Origin of the sequence: Pseudomonas sp. DC1.2 (assembly GCF_034351645.1) — a bacterium.
Classification (GTDB): domain Bacteria; phylum Pseudomonadota; class Gammaproteobacteria; order Pseudomonadales; family Pseudomonadaceae; genus Aquipseudomonas.
The window spans coordinates 2,390,157-2,408,787 of the sequence record NZ_CP133782.1; the positions used below are offsets into that span (position 1 = coordinate 2,390,157).

At 59.5% G+C, this 18,631-nt stretch carries 16 protein-coding genes; 8 read left to right on the forward strand and 8 right to left on the reverse strand.

The genetic code is table 11. The annotated features are described in order from the left end of the window. Nucleotides 1-339 precede the first annotated feature (339 nt). Together RHM68_RS10915 and RHM68_RS10920 are read right to left on the reverse strand one after the other, a co-directional pair. Entirely contained in the window at nt 340-1,566 is a 1,227-nt protein-coding gene (locus RHM68_RS10915; RefSeq protein WP_322222809.1) for a Xaa-Pro peptidase family protein, read from the reverse strand. Nucleotides 1,567-1,623: 57 nt separating this feature from the next. Beyond that, the gene (locus RHM68_RS10920) at nt 1,624-2,505 is read right to left on the reverse strand and encodes a hypothetical protein (RefSeq protein WP_322222811.1); all 882 of its coding nucleotides are present in this window, start codon (nt 2,503-2,505) and stop codon (nt 1,624-1,626) included. A gap of 140 nt (nt 2,506-2,645) precedes the next feature. On the opposite strand from RHM68_RS10920, the gene RHM68_RS10925 reads away from it, so the two are divergent. After that, the gene (locus RHM68_RS10925) at nt 2,646-3,557 is read left to right on the forward strand and encodes a LysR family transcriptional regulator (RefSeq protein WP_322222813.1); all 912 of its coding nucleotides are present in this window, start codon (nt 2,646-2,648) and stop codon (nt 3,555-3,557) included. On the opposite strand, the gene RHM68_RS10930 is transcribed toward RHM68_RS10925, so the two are convergent. Continuing rightward, nucleotides 3,495-4,730: an MFS transporter gene (locus RHM68_RS10930; RefSeq protein ID WP_322222815.1), complete on the reverse strand. Its 1,236-nt coding sequence runs from the start codon at nt 4,728-4,730 to the stop codon at nt 3,495-3,497. The two genes, RHM68_RS10925 and RHM68_RS10930, sit on opposite strands and share 63 nt — an antisense overlap. A gap of 384 nt (nt 4,731-5,114) precedes the next feature. On the opposite strand from RHM68_RS10930, the gene RHM68_RS10935 reads away from it, so the two are divergent. The 7 genes from RHM68_RS10935 (at nt 5,115) to RHM68_RS10965 (ending at nt 13,265) form a co-directional block, all read left to right on the forward strand. Next, entirely contained in the window at nt 5,115-6,047 is a 933-nt protein-coding gene (locus RHM68_RS10935; RefSeq protein WP_322222817.1) for a LysR substrate-binding domain-containing protein, read from the forward strand. A 173-nt stretch (nt 6,048-6,220) separates the two neighbouring features. Further along, nucleotides 6,221-7,645 carry an aldehyde dehydrogenase gene (gene aldA, locus RHM68_RS10940; RefSeq protein WP_322222819.1) on the forward strand — a complete coding sequence of 475 codons (1,425 nt, stop codon included), beginning with the start codon at nt 6,221-6,223 and terminating at the stop codon, nt 7,643-7,645. An 84-nt stretch (nt 7,646-7,729) separates the two neighbouring features. Then, complete coding sequence (locus RHM68_RS10945; protein WP_322222822.1) at nt 7,730-9,049, forward strand: MFS transporter; 1,320 nt, start codon at nt 7,730-7,732, stop codon at nt 9,047-9,049. 1 nt (nt 9,050) lies between these two features. Then, on the forward strand, nt 9,051-10,268 hold the full coding sequence (locus RHM68_RS10950) for a mandelate racemase/muconate lactonizing enzyme family protein (protein ID WP_322222824.1): 1,218 nt from the start codon (nt 9,051-9,053) through the stop codon (nt 10,266-10,268). A gap of 123 nt (nt 10,269-10,391) precedes the next feature. Beyond that, nucleotides 10,392-11,999, forward strand: coding sequence for a GMC family oxidoreductase (locus tag RHM68_RS10955; protein WP_322222826.1), 1,608 nt, complete (start codon nt 10,392-10,394; stop codon nt 11,997-11,999). A gap of 112 nt (nt 12,000-12,111) precedes the next feature. Then, nucleotides 12,112-12,522 (forward strand): response regulator, encoded by a 411-nt coding sequence (locus RHM68_RS10960; RefSeq protein WP_322222828.1) that lies wholly within the window; start codon nt 12,112-12,114, stop codon nt 12,520-12,522. Nucleotides 12,523-12,596: 74 nt separating this feature from the next. Continuing rightward, complete coding sequence (locus RHM68_RS10965; RefSeq protein ID WP_322222830.1) at nt 12,597-13,265, forward strand: HAD-IA family hydrolase; 669 nt, start codon at nt 12,597-12,599, stop codon at nt 13,263-13,265. Between the two features lie 52 nt (nt 13,266-13,317). Here RHM68_RS10965 and RHM68_RS10970 read toward each other — a convergent pair whose 3' ends face one another. The 5 genes from RHM68_RS10970 to mgtA form a co-directional block, all read right to left on the reverse strand. Beyond that, entirely contained in the window at nt 13,318-13,518 is a 201-nt protein-coding gene (locus RHM68_RS10970) for a hypothetical protein (RefSeq protein ID WP_322222832.1), read from the reverse strand. Between the two features lie 33 nt (nt 13,519-13,551). Beyond that, complete coding sequence (locus RHM68_RS10975) at nt 13,552-13,905, reverse strand: DUF2493 domain-containing protein (RefSeq protein WP_322222834.1); 354 nt, start codon at nt 13,903-13,905, stop codon at nt 13,552-13,554. Then, nucleotides 13,893-15,548, reverse strand: coding sequence for a Na/Pi cotransporter family protein (locus tag RHM68_RS10980; RefSeq protein ID WP_322222836.1), 1,656 nt, complete (start codon nt 15,546-15,548; stop codon nt 13,893-13,895). Before RHM68_RS10980 ends, RHM68_RS10975 begins: the two co-directional genes overlap by 13 nt. Before the next feature lie 27 nt (nt 15,549-15,575). Further along, complete coding sequence (locus RHM68_RS10985; RefSeq protein ID WP_322222838.1) at nt 15,576-15,785, reverse strand: hypothetical protein; 210 nt, start codon at nt 15,783-15,785, stop codon at nt 15,576-15,578. A gap of 66 nt (nt 15,786-15,851) precedes the next feature. Then, a complete protein-coding gene (mgtA, locus tag RHM68_RS10990) occupies nt 15,852-18,572 on the reverse strand; it encodes a magnesium-translocating P-type ATPase (RefSeq protein ID WP_322222840.1) in 2,721 nt (906 codons plus the stop codon). Nucleotides 18,573-18,631 lie beyond the last annotated feature (59 nt).

Below are 18,631 nucleotides of genomic sequence, written 5' to 3' on the forward strand. Positions count from 1 at the left end.
CAAGACAGGCGTGAAGCCGGCAGCAGAACAAAGCGCAACGAAGTCAGGAGGACGTAAATGGCATAGGACATAGGGCAGCTCTCATGTTGTTTTTATTTGAGATGCTTGCAGTTTTGTCATCTGGACAACGATCGACAAACGATAAATTCAACGTTGAAACGTTCGATAAATGCATGTTACTGACCGCAACGATGGCTGCCGCTTGAGCTAGACAGGCCGGACTGATGAAGGCGCGAGTACAAAATCCTGCGCAGTGGCCGCAAACGCCCCTTGTCCCGCAGAGGAACAAGGGGAAAAACGGACGGTGACGAAGGAGGTTACGACGCCGTCCGGGGCAACTCAGTGCGACATCAGGCGTGGGTCGAACGGATAGTCGGACAGCAACTCGATGCCGTTTTCGTGGATGTAGATCTGCTCTTCGAGCTTGACCCCTTCGCCGCCATCGTCGTGGCCGATGTAGCTCTCGACGCAGATGGTCATGCCGGCTTCGAACACGCCGTCGTAGCCCAGGGCGTCGATGTCTTCGCGATGCACCACGTAAGGGTATTCACCGGTCATGCCAACACCGTGCGCCAAGGCGAAATAACGGTTATTGGTGTAGTGCTCGGGGATCTTCCATGCCAATTCCGCGTACTCCTTGAAGCTGCGCCCGGCCTTGAGCATTTCCATATTGGTCTGCACTTGTTCGTAGGCCAGTTTGTACAGTTCCTGTTGCTTCGCGGTCGCGGCTTGTGCGCCGCAGAGGAAGGTGCGCGAGAAGTCTGCGTAGTAGCCGAAACGCCCGACCACATCGGTGTCCAGCGCCACTAGGTCACCGGCCTCGATCGGGCGGGTGCTGCATTCCTGGAACCATGGATTGGTGCGTGGGCCGGAGGACAGCAGGCGGGTTTCAACGTAGTCGCCATCGGTGGCTATCACGTGTTGGTGCAGGTGCGACCACAGTTCGTTTTCGCTGATGCCTGGCACCAATTTGCTTTCCATCAGGCGCACGCCGGCTTCGGTGGCGCGCAGGCTCGCGCGGATCATTTTCAGTTCGTTCGGCACCTTGATACAGCGTGCGCGCTCCAGGGGCTCCTGAGCGTCGAAAATCTGATAGCCAAGTTTTTGCAGTTCAAACGCCGCCGCTGACGTGGCACTTTCGATGGCGATGCGTTTGCCGCCGCCACACTTGCGCACCAGTTCGTCGATTTCGCCGGCCCAGTCGGCGGTGACGTTCCCGAGGAAACTTTCACAGAAGTAGTAAGAAATCGCTTTGGCTGGACGTACTTCATCGACGGTGTTGAGCGTTTCCGCCAGGTGCAGACAGCCGCCGAACTCGAAGATCACCACCGGGCCTTCTGCCGGAATAAAGGCATAGCGCGCCGGGTTGCGCGCCGAGTACACCTGCATGTTGCGTGAGCCGGTGGCGTAGCGCATGTGGGTCGGGTCGAACAGCACGCAGGCGGCGTAGTCGCGTTTTTTCAGTTCGTTGCGCACTCGTTGTAAGCGGTCCAGCTGGATCTGCTGGATCTCGTCATACGTCGGTTCGCAGTCAGCGGGGTTACGGTTTGGGCCGGACAGACTCATGGGGTGTTCCTCGCAGGGCAAATACGGTTGTGTTTTTCTAATAGGTTTGAGGTTGAATCAGTCGAGCAACTGGTCGCTGCGCACCCTGTTGCGTTCGGCTTGCAGATGGGCTTCGGACAGGCGTCCGTAAAGCTGTTTGGTGCGTTGGGCGCGGCCAATGATTCCGGGCTTTTCGGAGTAGGCGAAGATCGCCGTATTGCGTTCGGTGGCACCTTCGACGCGGGTCACCCGGTGTACCGAGAAGCGGCCCTTGAAGATTTGCAGGTCGCCGGGGCTTAGCTCCAGTTCCTGCACACGGCTACGGTCTTCACCGCGCACCACGTTGCCGACTGCCCCGAGGTTTTCCTGAGTACGCGAGCGGATCATCGGCGCGTATTCGAACAGGCCGCCGGCCTCGGGCTTCTGGGTCATCATGCTGACGATGAATTCGTTGGTGTCGAAGTGCCAGGGCTGCTCGGTGCCTTGCGGCATGACGTTGATCACCAGCCCGGCGAACGGGTCGGCGTATTCGAAAATCTCCGGTTCGTTCAGGCAGGCGCCGATAAAGCGCTTCATCATCGGCGAGACGTACAGGCGATGGATGATCGCGTCCGGCGCGATCATGTCGCGGGTCACGAAGCCGCTGGTGCGCTCCATGAACGTGCGCCGCGGATCATCCTGGGGCAGGGTGGTGTCGTCTTCGGTGAAGTAGGCGTTGACCTTACGTACCGAATAGAACGTCTTGCCCGACAGCGCCTGACCTTCGACGCGGGCCTGTTCCAGCGCCTCGGGCCGCAGGAAATTCTTCAACAGGCAGCAACCGTCCTCGGCCAGTTCGGCTCGGGCGTGCTCGATCAACGCCTGCAATCGGACATGGCCCGAATCATGTATGGGGTACAACTCGGTATTAATGATGTCGCTGATATCGCCCACTTCGGCGTCGGCAAGTTGAAGACTCATGCAAGGCTCCTGGAACTATCAATAAGCGCTATTTTCGGGAGTGACTTAAACGGTGTTTTGCGTGGACTCGATAGTTGCTTAAAGAGGTGCGAAGTGGAAATTACAAGTTGTGATCGAATCAATCGGCAGGTGCGATAGTTATGTCAGGCGAACTGGATGGGACCTTACTTAAAGTGTTTGTCGCGATCATCGAATGTCACGGGTTTTCCGCGGCGGCCGAACGCCTGCATAAAACCCAATCGACCATCAGCCAGAATTTGCAGCGCCTGGAAGACATCGTCGGTACACCGCTGGTGCACCGCACCAGTCGTTCGGTGAGCCTGACGGGTGCCGGCGAGACTTTTCTGATTTATGCCCGGCAGATCCTCAAGCTTCATGTTGATGCGATCAACGCGGCCCACCTGCCTGCCCAAGTGTGCATTCATGTCGGCATGCCGGAGGATTACGCCCAATACTGCCTGGCGGGCGTACTCAGGGACTTCCAGACCCAGTTTGCGCAGGTGCGGCCGGATATTTGTTGCGAGATGTCCACCGCACTGGTCAGCCGTTTACAGCGTGGCGAACTGGATGTGGTATTGGGTGTTCAGCACGCCAATCTGCAACCCGGCGAATACCTGTGCGACGAACCGCTGGTGTGGGTGGCTGCCGAGGGTTGGGGCGCCGGCGAGCACTCCTCGGTGCCGTTGGCGGTGTACGCCGAGGGCTGTGCTTTTCGGGCCAATGCTGTGCAGGCGCTGGCGGCGGCCGGACGGCCGTGGCACGTGGTTTACACCAGCCAAAGTCCGCGCGGGATTGGTATTGCGATCGAGCAAGGGCAATCGGTGGGCGTCACCGCGCGGCGGCTGGTGCCGCCGGGGTGGCAGATTCTGGACGAGGCACAGGGCTTTCCTGCGATTGAGCCAGCGCGGTTGATGTTCTGGCGCTCTGCTCAATGCCAGGAGCAGGCGGTGGAAGCGCTGGTGGATATTTTCCGGCGCCAGTTGGGCAGTTCAGAGCGTTTGGACCCGCGCAGGCTCACGGCGTTGACGACGAGCCATCAGCCTCAGCAATAACAGGCTGGCCGCTACCCAGCAGACGATCCAGCCATGCACCAGGGGAAACTGCCCGGTGGCTTGCAGTAGCGCGCCGCAAAGCCAGTTGGCGGTGGCGCTGCCAAGGCCATAGCCGACCATGCTCAAGCTCACCACTTGCAGGCTTTGCACCGGGTTCAATCGGGCGCTGAGGTAGGCGGCCATCAAGCCCCAAGCCGGAAAGTAGAACAGCGCGAACAGGCCGGCCGCCAGCCAGGTCAGGCTCAGGCTGGGTTGCCAAAGCACGGCCAGCATTGCTGCCCCGAAGGCGCTGATGCTCAACGCCATGACCCGTAGCGCCCCCCAGCGATCCGCCAACCAGCCCAGTAACAACCCCCCGACGATGCCGCCAGCGCCAATCAGCGTCCACAACGACCCAGTGATCTGCGCGCTGGCCGCCAGTCGTTCGCTGGCAAAGGCCGAGAGGAAGTTCAGGAATGGTCCGCTGATTGCGCCAATAAACGCACTGAGCAATAAGATGTGCAGCGCGACCGGTTGTTCCAGGCACAGCCGCAGCCATTGTTTCAGGACTCGGCTTAACGAAGGCGCATGGCTGGGCTTGAGGCGTTGGTCTGTCGCCAGCGGGGCCAGAGCCCAGAACGTCAGCAGGGTGACGATCAGTGTCAGTCCGGCACAGATCAGCCAGAAGTGCATCAGGGAGATACCTTGCAACAGCGCAATCAACACACCGTTGAGGCAGATCGCAAACGCTGCGCCTGAAGAGGCCAGGCCCAGTACGCGACTGCGGTGGGAGGCCGGAATCACCTCGCTGGCCAGTGCTGCTATCGCATTCCAGTTCGACACGGCACAGGCCGAGACCAGCGCCAGACACAGTGCAAACGGCAACACCCATGGCGTCGCGACCGCCAACGCCAGCAGCGCCGGGCTCAAGGCAATCGTCAGGCGCACCATGTTGCGTGGGCTGATCCACGCTGCCGCGATGCCGCTGACAATCGACGCCCCCATATAAAACAGTTGCAGCAGGGCAGCGATGACCGCGGCCTGGCTGTAACTCAGTTCAAACACCTGACGGATCTCGGGTAATAAAGCCGAATACAGGAAGATACTGAAACCGTGAGTGGTGGCATTGCACGCGGTAAAGATAATAGCCAATACGCCAACACTTCTTGTCGGTGAACTGATAGTTGTCGGCATGGGCTGGCTCAATAAAGTTAAAGGCAACAGGAGGGGGCGAAGTTGAGAATGTTCGCCCTATGTAAGTGCGTGGGTGCTTGCAGCTGTTTAATAAAAATCAGACTAGCGTTTATAACTCGAAAACAGCCAGTGCTTAATTGTCATGAGTGAACGGCGAAATACTCATGCTATTTATTCATCAACGACAACGGGCACGTCAAAAACGACGCCCGTTGAGACTGCGACGATCAACTGTACGTGCAGGCTTGCTCGTTCCCACCCAAACCCCGAGGGTGCCAGGACAAAGAAATCGTCCTGCGCAGCACAAAAATGCATGTTACTCAGGAAATTTTCTATAAGGCGTGGGATGCTTGGCGCTTGTCAGCCCTTGCGCGAGTTACCGTCATGAAACGCAAAATGCCCGCGCTCAATGCGCTCAAAGCTTTCGAAGTCGCCGGCAGTACGGGCAGCTTTACCAGGGCTGCCGAGCTGCTTAATGTCACTCAGAGTGCGGTCAGCCGACAGGTGCGTCAGCTCGAAGAACAACTGGGCGAGAACCTGCTGGAGCGTCGGCATCATCACCTCGAACTGACCAGCGCCGGCCGGGTGCTGCTGCGGGCATTGCATCAATCCTTCGACAAGATCGAGCTGACGGTGCGCAGCATTCAGCAAAAATCCCACGCCAATCGCCTGCACATCAACGCGCCGCCGACCTTTACCAGCCGCTGGTTGATGCCGCGCCTGGGACGTCTGCGCGATAAGCACCCGGAATTGGAACTGAGCATCACCACGCGCCTGCAAGACAGCCTGGCGGAGACGGGCACCCTGGATTGCGCAATTCGTTTCGGCGATGGCGAGTGGGACGGGCTGGACAGCTCGCTGTTGATCCAGGAACGGCACATCGCCGTGTGCGCGCCGTCCTTGTATGCGCGGGAATGGAGCGAGCGCGGCATTGACCTTAATCGCCTGACGTTGCTGCATGTCCTGGCGCGGGAGGACCAGCGTTACCTGACGTGGAAGCACTGGTTGGACGCCGCGAAGATCAGCGGTGTCGATACCCAGGGCGGTTATGAATTCGACCTACTGGACCTGGCGATCCGCGCGGCCACCGATGGCTTGGGCATCACCATTGCCGACTGGCACATGGTCGCCCCGGAGCTGGCCAGCGGGCAGTTGACCCAAGTGCTGAACGTGCATGTGGAAGGGCATCAATCCTATTGGCTGGTGACGCGGCCGGAGCAGACCTTGATGCCGCAATTGCAGGTGTTCAGTCAGTGGTTGCAGGAAGAAATCTGGCTGGCACAGCGGCAACTCGAACCCTCCACCGCCGCCAGCTAAAGCCCGCATGACCTCTGTGGCAGCGAGCAGGCCCGCTCCCGCAGGGGGAAATGCGTTGCATGAGGAGTAACCTGCTTTTTTCGAATGTTCTGCCGCGCAATAAATCGTTTGTTCAACCCGTGCCGGATGCCAAGACTGCGGGAACTGGATAAAAACAACGATGGGCGATTCACATGCGATTCGAGCGAAATTTTGTAAACGGTCACTTCATCGAGCCTGCCAGCGACGCGCTGATCGCAGTCTACAACCCGGCCACCGAAGCGTTGGTCGGCCAAGTCTCGGCGGCTACCACCGCTGAAGCCATCGCTGCCGTTGACGCTGCTGCCGCTGCTCAAAAACGCTGGGGCGCCCTCACCAGCATCGAACGCGCTGAGCACCTGCGCTCCTTTGCCGATGCGCTTGACGCGTGCGCCGAGAACATTGGTATCGCGTTAGCCGCCGAGTCCGGCAAAAGCGTCGCCGACGCCAGCAATGAAGCGCGTTACGCTGCGCAGATCACCCGTTATCACGCTGAATGGGCGCGGCGGATCGAAGGCGAGATCATTCCTAGCGACACCCCGAACGAAAACCTCTTTCTGCACCGCGAGCCCATCGGCGTGGTTGCCTGCCTGATTCCGTTCAACTACCCGGTGTACACCTTGCTGCGCAAAATCGCTCCGGCGCTGATTGCCGGCAACACGGTGGTGGTACGCCCGAGCAACAACACCCCAACCTCGGCGTTCGAGATTGCCAAAGCGGTGCAACAATCCGGCTTGCCGGCCGGTGTGGTGAACATCCTGACCATGGACCACGCGACGGCCGCCGCCGTTTGCACCCATAAGGCCGTCGGTTTGATCACCCTGACCGGCAGCGTCAACGCCGGGCGCATCGTGCTCGATTACTGCAAGACCAACATTGCCAAACCATCGCTGGAGCTAGGGGGTAAAACCCCGGTGATCATCGAAGCCGACGCTGACCTGGAAGCCGCCGCGACCGCGATCGTTGCCTCCAAGACCACCCACTGTGGCCAATTGTGTACGGCGGTGGAGCGGGTCTATGTGCAGGAAAGCGTCTACGAGCCATTCCTCGCGCTGCTCAAAGCGAAAATCAGCGCTGTGAAGTTCGGCGACCGTGCCGCTGACGACAGTCTGATGGGCCCGCTGGTCAACGCCAGTTCGCAACAGAACATTCACGCCATGGTCGAGCGCGCCATCGCCGCCGGTGCTGTACTGGAAACAGGCGGTGTAGTGCCGGAGGGTAAAGGTCATTTCTACCCACCGACCTTGCTCAGCAACTGCCGCCAGGACATGGAAATCATCCAGGAAGAAATCTTTGGCCCGGTGCTGCCGGTGCTCAAGTACCGCGACATCGACGAAGCGCTGGCCATGGCCAACGATCACCAATTTGGTCTGTCGTCGGTGCTGTATACCGAGAACTACCGCACCACCATGAAAGTCGCCAACGCCATCGAAGCGGGCGAGTTGTACGTCAATCGCACCCCGGCTGATCCCTACCAGGGCTTCCACGCCGGGTGGAAGCGCTCGGGCCTTGGTGGCGATGACGGCAAGCACGGCATGCTTGAGTTCACCCAGACCCGTCTGGTGGTCATGAAGTACTGATCTCCCCGCAACACGCCTCACGCCGTATCTATAAAAACAATTATTTGGGGCGCCCGGCCCACCGGGTAGCCCGAGGTCACACAGATGTCCAAGCCTGCAACCATTGTTGCCGCTGTTCAGGGTTCGAACGCGGGTGCAAAAAGCCACAGTGACAAGGGAAGTCGTTACGTCCAGTTGATGTTACTGGTGCTCGCCGCTGGAGCGATCTACCCGATCCTGTACCTGCGTCAGGTCTACCAGACCACCATGCTCGAGGTGTTCCAGATCAACCACAGTGAGCTGGGTTATTTGTACTCGATGCTAGGGACGATTTTCCTACTCAGCTATTTGCCGAGCGGCTGGCTGGCGGACCGTATTGCGCCACGTTTTCTGATTTTCTTTTCGCTGGTGGCCACCGGAGCCCTGGGGCTTTGGTACTCCACAGCGCCGTCGATGACCGGTCTGATGATCATTTTCGGTTGCTGGGGCCTGACCACCGGCCTAACGTTCTGGGCCTCGGTGCTCAAGCGGGTGAAGATGATTGCCCATCACACGGAGCAAGGCCGATTCTTCGGCATCCTCGACGGCGGCCGTGGTCTGGTGGAAGCCTTGTTGGCCACCGTCGCCCTGGGTCTGTTTGCCTTTGCCACCGAAACCCGTGGCGAGTCGGCGGCCGAAGGCTTCAAGCATGTGATCTACCTTTACGCCTTCACCTGTATCGCCATTGGCTGTGTGTTGGTGTTGATCAAAGACCCGAAGTCGATGCAAGACACCGCGCCAGTGGAGAAGGGCAAGTACAACCTGCTCAGCGACCTGACGACGTTGGTGAAAATCCCCGAGCTGTGGCTGGTGACGGCCATCGTGTTCTGCGGTTATCACATTTTCTGGGCCACCTACAGCTTCTCCGATTACTTGCAGAGCGGCGGCATGACCGCCGTCATGGCCGGCACCATCACCACCATCAAGTTATGGATGCGCCCGATTGGCGGGATCGGCGGTGGCTGGCTCGGCGACAAGTTCTCGAACATCTCGGTACTGATTGTCACGCTGTTCCTCGCGACGCTGGCGATGGTCGGCCTGATTCTGTTCCCGGCGCTCAATAGCCTGGGCTTGCTGATCGGTACGGTGATTTTTATCGGCCTGATGACCTATGCGATTCGCGGGTTGTACTGGGCGATCCTCGATACGTGCAACATTGCGCTGCGTATCACCGGCCTGGCCATCGGAATTGTGTCGGTGGTCGGTTACTTGCCGGACGCTTTTATTCCCTTGATCAACGGCTACCTCACCGAGCATTTCCCCGGTGCCTTCGGTTACCAGTTGTATTTTGGCTACATCGCTTTCGTCGGCCTGCTCGGAACCCTCGCGGCCCTGACCTTGCGCGTTCGTATCAACCGTCAATCTTTGATCAAGGCAGGTGCCTGAGATGAAAATCGTCGCCCTTGAAACCCATATCGTTGCCGTCCCGCCACCGCACATCGGCGGCATGTACTGGCTGTTCGTCAAGCTCAAGACCGATTGCGGCATCGAGGGCGTCGGCGAAATCTACGCCGCGACGTTCGGCCCCAAGGCCATGCTGCCGATCATCGAAGACGTGTTCGAGCGCTACCTGCTCAACCATGACCCGCACCACATCGAGCGTTTTTTCCGTCAGGCCTATTCCAGCGGTTTCACCCAACGTCCGGACCTGACGATGATGGGCGTGGTCAGCGGTCTGGAAATGGCCTGCTGGGACATCATTGGCAAAGCGGCGAACAAACCGGTGTATGAGCTGTTGGGCGGCAAAGTCAACGAACGCCTGCGTTCCTACACGTACCTGTACCCGGTCAACAGCCGTGGCGAGTACGACTATGACGATCCGGACCTGGCCGCCGAATGCGCCATCGAGAACATGAACAAAGGCTTCACCGCTGTGAAGTTCGACCCGGCAGGGCCTTACACCGCTTACTCCGGGCACCAGATTTCGTTGGAAGTGCTGGAGCGCTGCGAAACCTTCTGCCGCAAGATTCGCGAGGCGGTCGGCGACAAGTGTGACCTGCTGTTTGGTACTCACGGGCAAATGGTGCCGTCTTCGGCGATTCGTTTGGCCAAGCGCCTGGAAAAGTACGACCCGCTGTGGTTCGAAGAGCCGGTACCGCCGGGTCAGGAGGAGGCGATGGCGCAAGTCGCGGCCAAGACCACTATCCCGATTGCCACCGGCGAGCGGCTAACCACCAAGTATGAATTCTTCAAGCTATTGCAGGCCGGCGGTGCGTCGATTCTACAGATGAACGTGGCGCGCTGCGGCGGTCTGTTGGAAGCCAAGAAAATCGCGAGCATGGCCGAAGCCTATTACGCGCAGATCGCACCGCACCTCTACAACGGCCCGATTGGCGCTGCGGCGAGTTTCCAATTGGCCACCTGCACGCCGAACTTCCTGATTCAGGAAAGCATCATGACCTGGGGTGGTTTTCATGCCGAGGTCCTGACCAAGCCGCTGCAATGGGAGGATGGCTACATCATCCCGTCTACCGAACCGGGCCTTGGCGTCGAGCTGAACATGGACGTGGTGCGCAAGCATTCGCCGTACACCGGCGAGCGCCTGCACCTGCAAATGGCGCCGACCCCGGCTGACGTCAAAGACACATCGCCGGCCAGGGGCTGACGGCAGATAACACAGCGCTCAAGTGGAGGCGGGCCTGCTCGCTTTCACGGGTTCTGTGTTGTATCTGACCGATGCCCCCGCGGGCGGGATTTTTTTGTACAACGACTTACGCGGTAACCGTGCATGACATACGACTACATCATCGCTGGCGCTGGCGCCGCAGGCTGCATCCTCGCCAATCGGCTTTCGGCTTCGGGGAAATACACGGTGCTGTTACTGGAGGCGGGGGGCAAGGACAGCTCCCTGTGGTTCAAGATCCCGGTCGGCTTCGCCAAAATGTATTACAACCCCACCTTCAACTGGATGTACTACAGCCAGCCACAAAAGCAGCTCAATAACCGCGAAATCTATGCTCCCCGTGGCAAGGTCCAGGGCGGCTCAGGCTCGATCAACGCCATGATCTACGTCCGTGGCCAGGCCCATGACTTTGACGATTGGGCCGCCAATGGCAACGATGGCTGGGGCTTCAAGGACGTGCTGCCGTACTTCCGCAAACTGGAAAACCACCCGCTGGGCGACAGTGAGTACCACGGCAGTAGCGGCCCGATCAGCATCACGCCGATGAAAGGCCAGACCCATCCGATCTGTGATGTGTTTCTCAAGGGGTGCGATGAACTCGGTTTTCCGCACAGTGATGACTTCAACGGGCCGAAATTCGAAGGTTCGGGCATCTACGACGTCAACACCAAAAACGGCCAGCGTTGTTCCAGCAGCTTTGCGCACCTGCACCCGGCACTGAGCCGGCCGAACTTGACGCTCGAGCATTACGCCTTGGTGGATCGAGTGCTGTTCGATAACCAGCGGGCGACCGGGATTTCTGTGACCCAGCATGGTGTGGTCCGCACGTTCACTGCGCGCAAGGAAGTGATCCTCTGCGCTGGTGCCGTCGATACGCCGAAGATTTTGCAATTGTCCGGCGTGGCGGATCGGGCGCTGTTGGCTAAACACCAGATCCCGCTGGTCAAGCACCTGCCAGCGGTGGGGCAGAACCTCCAGGATCACTTGTGTGCGAGCTATTACTACAAGGCCAATATCCCGACCCTTAACGACCAGCTCAGCTCGCTGTTCGGTCAATTCAAGCTCGGCCTCAAATACGTGCTGACCCGCAAAGGCGCGCTGGCGATGAGCGTCAATCAGGCCGGTGGCTTCTTCCGTGGCAATGAGGCGCAGGCGAACCCAAACCTGCAGTTGTACTTCAACCCGCTGTCGTACCAGATCCCGAAAAACAATAAGGCCAGCCTCAAACCCGAACCTTACTCAGGCTTCTTGCTGTGCTTCAACCCGTGCCGGCCTACCAGTCGCGGGCATATCGAGATTGCCTCGAAAAACCCACGGGATGCGGCCTTGATTGACCCTAACTATCTGAGCACGCAAAAGGACATCGACGAGGTGATACAGGGCAGTCGTCTGATGCGCCGGATCATGCAGGCGCCCGCGCTGAAACGCGTCACTGTCGAAGAAGTGCTGCCAGGGCCGGCGGTCGAAAGCGATGCGCAGATGCTGCAATATTTTCGCGAGAACAGCGGTTCGATCTATCACCTGTGCGGTTCCTGCGCCATGGGTGCAGACCAACAGACATCGGTGGTGGACAAGCGTCTCAACGTCCACGGTGTCGCGGGTTTACGGATCGTTGATGCGTCGATTTTCCCCAACGTGACCAGCGGCAATACCCATGCGGCAGTGTTGATGGTGGCGGAAAAAGGTGCCGATCTGATCTTGCAGGACGCCTGATTTAATACTGGCCTGTATCAAAAATGAATTTCCGTCTCGTCCGCTGCTCATACCTCATAGGTAGCGGATATTGGCCGCGAAATCGTTTAGGCAATCAGGGAGTAGTCAGGTCATGAGTCCAGTATCGACGGCGCGCGAGAAGATTCCTGGCGGGTTGATTCTTGTGGTGGAGGATGACCCGCTGATTCTGGAGTTTCTCTGCGAAATTCTTCAGGACGAGGGCTTTGCCGTGGTGCCGCAGAACAGTGCAGATGCGGCGTCGCATTACTTGGAGCAACACGCCGGTGAGGTCAGGCTGTTGCTGACGGACATCACCATGCCCGGCAAGCTGAACGGCGCCGATTTGGCGAATAACTTCGGTGATCTCTGGCCGGACAAACCGATCATGATCATGTCCGGCTATGAAACCCCTGAAAGCTCCGGGGTCCGGCATGCGGTGTCGTTCATCAAGAAGCCCTGGGCGCTAGGGCAGTTGCTGGATTGCGTTGAAGGTGCCTTGAAGTTGCGCCCGCCGACTGACTGATTACACGCCCAGCCGGGTCGGGTGCTACATTGCCCGACTCAGCCGCTTGGCCCTCTGCCATAGGACGTTGCCCTTTGTCTGCTCACGACCGTGTTTTCAATACTCCGTACCGCGCCTTTTTGTTTGATATGGACGGCACCGTCCTTAACTCCATTGCCGCCGCCGAGCGGATCTGGACAGCCTGGGCGCTGCGTCACGGCGTCGATGTCGAGTCTTTCCTGCCAACCATTCATGGCGCCCGAGCCGTCGATACGGTCAACCGTCAGGCGTTGCCGGGGGTGAATGCCGAGGCTGAAGCCGCGTTGATTACCCAAGCGGAGATCGAAGACGTGCAGGGGATCGTCGAGGTCTCAGGGGCGGCGGCTTTTCTGCAATCGCTGCCCGCCGATCGGTGGGCCATCGTCACGTCGGCGCCCAAGGCACTGGCGTTGCGACGGATGGCGGCGGCCGGCATTCCCGAGCCTGAGGTGATGGTCACCGCCGAGCACGTCAGCGCCGGTAAGCCGGACCCGGCCGGCTACTGTCTGGCGGCGCAACGGTTAGGTGTCGACGTGAGCGAATGCCTGATTTTCGAAGACGCCACCGTGGGCATTCAAGCCGCTGAAGCCGCGGGTGCCGACTTGGTGATTATCACCGCGACCCACGATCATCCGATTCAGACGCCGCACGCGACCCTGCTCAGTTACGACGCGGTACACGTGCGCGTGGATAGCGACTGGCTGACCCTGCGGCAAAAAAACTGAACCGGTGCGACGTGTCTTCGCGTCAATACCTTCTGGGGATCAACTGCCAGCCTTAGGCGCAGTCAGCGTCGTACTCGATGTCAAAGGGTGTGCGTAGCCGCGCGTCTTCGGCGTGTACATGAGTGATCATCGTCAGGAGCGCGAGTGCGCTCAGGGTGAGGCTGACGAACAGCAGATTACGCCGCACGGTACGACCTTGGGCGGGCGGTAGACTGCGCACGAAAGCGCTGATTAAACGAATGGGCTTTTGCATGGCGGGCCTCGAAGGTTTGGGGCAGAGCGCGGCCTAGCCGCGATCCTCGACCGATAACGTTTGTAAACCGGCGGCCCGAGCCTGTGCGACCAGTTCTTCGGTGTCGTCGCCGCCCGGCAGTGCGATGACCACCTCAGGACGGCTGTCACGCAGCATGAAGTGGTTGCGCAGGCGTTCGGCCAACTTGCCGTGGCGCTGCCAGTTGGGTGGATAGCGCACGATGTCGGCACCGTGTTCTCTGGCCCACTCTTCGATGTCCGCGCCCAGGAACTGATTGCCGCCGTGAATCAGCACCTGTATCGGGTGCAGACGCTGAAAGGCATCGAGCACTCGACGGCACTGGTGGGTGTCGGCGTAGTAGCGGCCGGCACAAATCAGGAGACGCATGGTGGGGTCTCCTTGGCCAGCTCGTCGTTTTCGATTGCCCGCTCACCCGCTCGCTCAAGCAGCGGATAGGCGAGGGCGGCGATGTGGTGGTGAACCCGACGGTAATCGCGCAGCACGCGCTGAAAAATATCGCCGGACTCGGCCCAGGTGCTTTTGTCCTGCTGCAATTTACGAAAGTGTTCGCGGCTGGCGCAGGCTTCAAGTCTGCGAACGATTTCCTTGCGGTTGATCAGTTGGTGTGCCGTCACGATGTCCTCGCGCAGGAACACGGTGATCGCAAGGCTCAGGCTTTCCAGGAGCGCCTCGTGCAGCGGTGCAATGCTCCTCAGCTCAAACACTGAGAAGTGCTCGCCGCGACGCAAACGGCGCATGGCCAGGTGCGTCAGGCCGCTGGAAAGAATGTCTGCGGCGTGTTCGAGGTTGATCACAAACGTGAGGATTTCCTGAGAGCGGTCCGCATCGCTGTCGCTGATGCCTTCATGGCCGATGTCGGCCAGATAGGCACGGATTGCTGCGCTGAGCAGGTCCAGTGACTGATCGATGCGTCGCACTTCATCGGCATGCGCTGGCGCCGAGGAGTGGAACAGTTGCAGCATCCGCTCCAGCATGGCCGAGAGCATGTCGGCCATGCGCAAGGCTTCCCGTGCCGCGTTGGACAGACCGATGTTGGCCACTTCCAGGCCGGCTTCGTCCAGATAGTGCGGCATGCCAGGGTCGACATCGCGCACTGGCTCCGGGAGCAGGCGCGTCAGCAGTTTGGCCATGGGTTCGGTCAGGCCGATGAACACCAGTGCCAGCAACAGGCTGAAGCCGGTGTGCAGGTAGACCACGAGCGACGCGGGGTCGAGATTCACCGATGCGATCAGCCCGGTGAAGGGCAGCACCACTGCGGCGCCGAGGGTACGCACCAGGATATTGCCCAGCGGCAGGCGCCGACCGACACGGGAGCCGGCGCTGATCACCGAGGGCAACGCGCCGCCGATGTTAACCCCGAGCACCAGTGCAACCAGGGTAGTGGCTGACAACAGGCCGGTTGCAGCCAACGACACGATGAGTAGCACCACCGCCACGCTGGAGTGGCAGAGCCACGTCAGCACCAATGCCACCAGCAACGCAATCAGTACATCGCCGTCGAGGCTTTGCATCATCAGCTGGAACATCGGTGTGCTTTCGACGTTCATCAGCGTTGCGCCGAGCGTATGCAGGGCCATCAGCATCAACCCGAGGCCAATCAGCGCGCAGCCAACACTTTCAAAGCGTGAATCGTCGCGCAGGCGGAATACGATCAGGCCGGCCAGCAACATGATCGGGGTGAGAATTGACACGTCTGCGCTGAGCAGTTGCACCACCAGCGTTGAGCCGATGTTGGCGCCCAGCATCACTGCCAGTGCCGGCGCCAGGCTGAGGGTGCCGGCGGCGGTGAAGGAGGTGGCCATCATGCTGACGGCGGTGCTGCTTTGGAGGATGCCGGTAATACCGATGCCCGAGAGCAGGGCCATCCAGCGATTGTTAAGGTTATGCCCCAGCCAGTGGCGCAGTGGCGTACCAAAGCCGCGCAACAGTGCCGAGGAAATCATGTGTGTGCCCCAGAGCAAGAGTGCAATGGCGCCCGCAAGGTTGATCAGTAGAGTCGTTCCCGACATGAGAACTCTCCTTTTTTGCTGTTTCATTTATTGACGGCCCGCAAGCCGGAGGGAGATGCGATGCAGGTTGCTGCAAAAGCCCAGCAAAAACCGGACTTCTACGGCGCTCAGCCAGCCGCGTACATAAAGCCTGACGGTGGCCGAGGTGATTGATCGGGCGAGTAAACCCAGGCCCATCACTATCGGCGTTATAAGAGCGCGTTGAGTGAAGGCAGCAAGACGGCTAATCAGCTTCATTGCCTGTACTCCATGAACGCCGGATATGACGGCCGTAGGTTCGACCGTCTCTGCCGGCTCACGCCATCAGAACCACTGCTTGAAGCGGCGGATGTAGATGGTTTTCATGACCTGTGCAAACACGCAGTAGCTGAGCAAGGTGCCCACCAGCCAAGGGAAGTATTCCCATGGCAGCGGAACCAGTCCGACCATGGCGCCCAGTGGCGAGAACGGAATGTAGATGCCCAGTGCCATCACCAGCCCGGTCATCAGGATCACCGGCAATGCGGCGGTGCTCTGGAAGAACGGGATTTTCTGCGTGCGCAGCATGTGTACCACCAGGGTCTGGGACAGCAGGCCTTCAATGAACCAGCCGGACTGGAACAGGCTCTGCATTTCCACGCTGTTGGCGGCAAACACGTACCACATCAGGGCGAAGGTGGTGATGTCGAAGATCGACGAAGTCGGCCCGATCCACAGCATGAAGCGGCCGATGTTCTTCGCGTCCCACTTGCGGGGTTTGCTTAGGAACTCTTTGTCCATCTTGTCCCACGGCAGCGCCAACTGAGAGATGTCATACATCAGGTTTTGCAGCAGCAGGTGAATCGACAGCATCGGCAAGAATGGAATGAAGGCACTGGCCACCAGCACCGAGAACACGTTGCCGAAGTTGGAACTGGCGGTCATGTTCAGGTACTTCATGATGTTGCCGAAGGTTTCGCGACCCTTGAGCACGCCTTCTTCGAGCACCATCAGGCTCTTTTCCAGGAGGATGATGTCCGCCGATTCCTTGGCGATGTCGGTGCCGCTGTCCACCGAGATGCCCACGTCGGCATCACGCAGGGCCGGGGCGTCGTTGATGCCGTCGCCGAGAAAGCCCACGGTGTGACCGTTCGATTGCAGGGCCTTGAGTACCCGCGATTTTTGCAGTGGCGTCAACTTGGCGAACACCGTGCGTTCTTCCACCCGCAGCTTGAGGGTGGTGTCGTCCATGGCCTCGATGTCTTTCCCTAGCAGTGGTGCGCCAGGCTCCAGGCCGACTTCGCGGCAAATCTTGCAGGTGACCACGGCGTTGTCGCCGGTCAGCACCTTGACGGTCACGCCCATGTCGCGCAGTGCGGCGATGGCCGGGCCAGCGGTTTCCTTTGGCGGATCAAGGAAGGTCAGGAAACCGCGAATGACCAGGTCACGTTCATCGGCAGTGCTGTACTGGTTTTTGCTCTGAGCTTTTTGGATCTCGCGAGTGGCGACCAGCAGCACCCGGAAACCGTCCTCGTTGTATTCGTTGGCCAGCGCCAGCAAATCTTTGCGACGTTGCGCGTCCAACGCGACAACCTTGCCGTCTTCATGAAGGTGGGTGGCGATGGTCAGCATTTCCTCGACCGCGCCTTTGCACACCATCAGGTGATCGTCGCGGCTGTCCTTGACGATGATCGACAGGCGCCGGCGGATGAAGTCGAACGGCAACTCATCGACCTTGCTGTAGGCGAACGGCACACGGAATTTCGGGTTGCGGTCGGCGAACTGCACGACGGCCTGGTCCATCAGGTTTTTCAAGCCGCTCTGGTGATGGCTATTGAGCCAGGCCAATTCGAGGATCGAGTCATCGCGTCGGCCGTGGCTATCGACGTGGTGTTCCAGAATGATCTTGTCTTGGGTCAGGGTGCCGGTCTTGTCGGTACACAGTACGTCCATCGAACCGAAGTTCTGGATCGCGTTGAGGCGTTTAACCACCACTTTGCGCTTGGCCATGGCCATGGCGCCTTTGGCCAGGTTGGCGCTGACGATCATCGGCAGCATTTCCGGGGTCAGGCCGACGGCGACGGCCAGGGCGAAGAGGAAGGCATCGCTCCAGTCACCTTTGGAGAAACCGTTGAGCAGGAACACGATTGGCACCATGACCAGCATGAAGCGGATCAGCAACCAACTGACGCTGTTGACGCCTCGGTCGAACGCTGTCTGTACCCTGGAGCCGACAATGGCTTTGGCCAGGGAACCAAAATACGTCCGCCCTCCGGTGGCTACCACCACCGCTTTGGCGGTGCCGCTGACCACGTTGGTGCCCATGAAGCAGATGTTCGGCAGGTCCAGCAGGTTGGACTGGTCTACCGCTGTGTGGGTGGCAGACTTCTGTGCCACGTTGCCCAGGGTGTCGTATTTTTCCACTGGCAACGCTTCGCCAGTCAGCACGGCCTGGCTGATGAACAGGTCGCGGGATTCGATCAGGCGAATGTCCGCCGGGATCATGTCTCCCGCACTGAGCTGAACGATGTCGCCTGCTACCAATTCGCGCATCGGCACTTCGCGCAGTGCCGATTTGCCGTCGATGTGTTCACGGCGCAGCACGGTGGCGGTGGTGCGGACCATGGCTTTCAAGGCTTCAGCGGACTTGGCCGAGCGGTATTCCTGCCAGAAGCGCAGCAGGCTGCTGAGCGTCACCATGGTCATGATAATGATGACCTTGGTCAGGTCGGCGTCGTCGCTTTCGCCCTTGCTGATCGGCAGCCAATAATCGGTGAAGAAGCTGATGCCAGCCAAGGTCAGCAGGACATAGATGAAGGGATTGTTGAGGGCTTTCAGCAGTTGGATCAGGGCGTGGGGCGGCTTGTCGTGGGCCACCTCGTTAAAGCCGTTGCGTTGCAGACGGCCTTGGGCTTCCAGTTCAGTCAAGCCGTCGGTGCCAGCGTTGAGGTTGGCCAAGGTCACGCCCAGGCCGTTTTGCGCTTCGCGGGCGGCACGCATCGACAGCTTGTTGCTGTCGCTGCCGGCCACCTGAGGCGTTTTTTTCGCAGTTTTTGCTTGGGTCATCGCAGGTGCTCCTGCCGCCTATTTGCGGCAGGACACAGCGGCCACTCAGCTAATTAAAG

Bases quoted from the DNA above. Each gene is read 5' to 3' on its own strand.
- RHM68_RS10915 (WP_322222809.1), bottom strand. From the start codon at position 1,566: ATGAGTCTGTCCGGCCCAAACCGTAACCCCGCTGACTGCGAACCGACG.
- RHM68_RS10920 (WP_322222811.1), bottom strand. From the start codon at position 2,505: ATGAGTCTTCAACTTGCCGACGCCGAAGTGGGCGATATCAGCGACATC.
- RHM68_RS10925 (WP_322222813.1), top strand. From the start codon at position 2,646: ATGTCAGGCGAACTGGATGGGACCTTACTTAAAGTGTTTGTCGCGATC.
- RHM68_RS10930 (WP_322222815.1), bottom strand. From the start codon at position 4,730: ATGCCGACAACTATCAGTTCACCGACAAGAAGTGTTGGCGTATTGGCT.
- RHM68_RS10935 (WP_322222817.1), top strand. From the start codon at position 5,115: ATGAAACGCAAAATGCCCGCGCTCAATGCGCTCAAAGCTTTCGAAGTC.
- aldA (WP_322222819.1), top strand. From the start codon at position 6,221: ATGCGATTCGAGCGAAATTTTGTAAACGGTCACTTCATCGAGCCTGCC.
- RHM68_RS10945 (WP_322222822.1), top strand. From the start codon at position 7,730: ATGTCCAAGCCTGCAACCATTGTTGCCGCTGTTCAGGGTTCGAACGCG.
- RHM68_RS10950 (WP_322222824.1), top strand. From the start codon at position 9,051: ATGAAAATCGTCGCCCTTGAAACCCATATCGTTGCCGTCCCGCCACCG.
- RHM68_RS10955 (WP_322222826.1), top strand. From the start codon at position 10,392: ATGACATACGACTACATCATCGCTGGCGCTGGCGCCGCAGGCTGCATC.
- RHM68_RS10960 (WP_322222828.1), top strand. From the start codon at position 12,112: ATGAGTCCAGTATCGACGGCGCGCGAGAAGATTCCTGGCGGGTTGATT.
- RHM68_RS10970 (WP_322222832.1), bottom strand. From the start codon at position 13,518: ATGCAAAAGCCCATTCGTTTAATCAGCGCTTTCGTGCGCAGTCTACCG.
- RHM68_RS10975 (WP_322222834.1), bottom strand. From the start codon at position 13,905: ATGCGTCTCCTGATTTGTGCCGGCCGCTACTACGCCGACACCCACCAG.
- RHM68_RS10980 (WP_322222836.1), bottom strand. From the start codon at position 15,548: ATGTCGGGAACGACTCTACTGATCAACCTTGCGGGCGCCATTGCACTC.
- RHM68_RS10985 (WP_322222838.1), bottom strand. From the start codon at position 15,785: ATGAAGCTGATTAGCCGTCTTGCTGCCTTCACTCAACGCGCTCTTATA.
- mgtA (WP_322222840.1), bottom strand. From the start codon at position 18,572: ATGACCCAAGCAAAAACTGCGAAAAAAACGCCTCAGGTGGCCGGCAGC.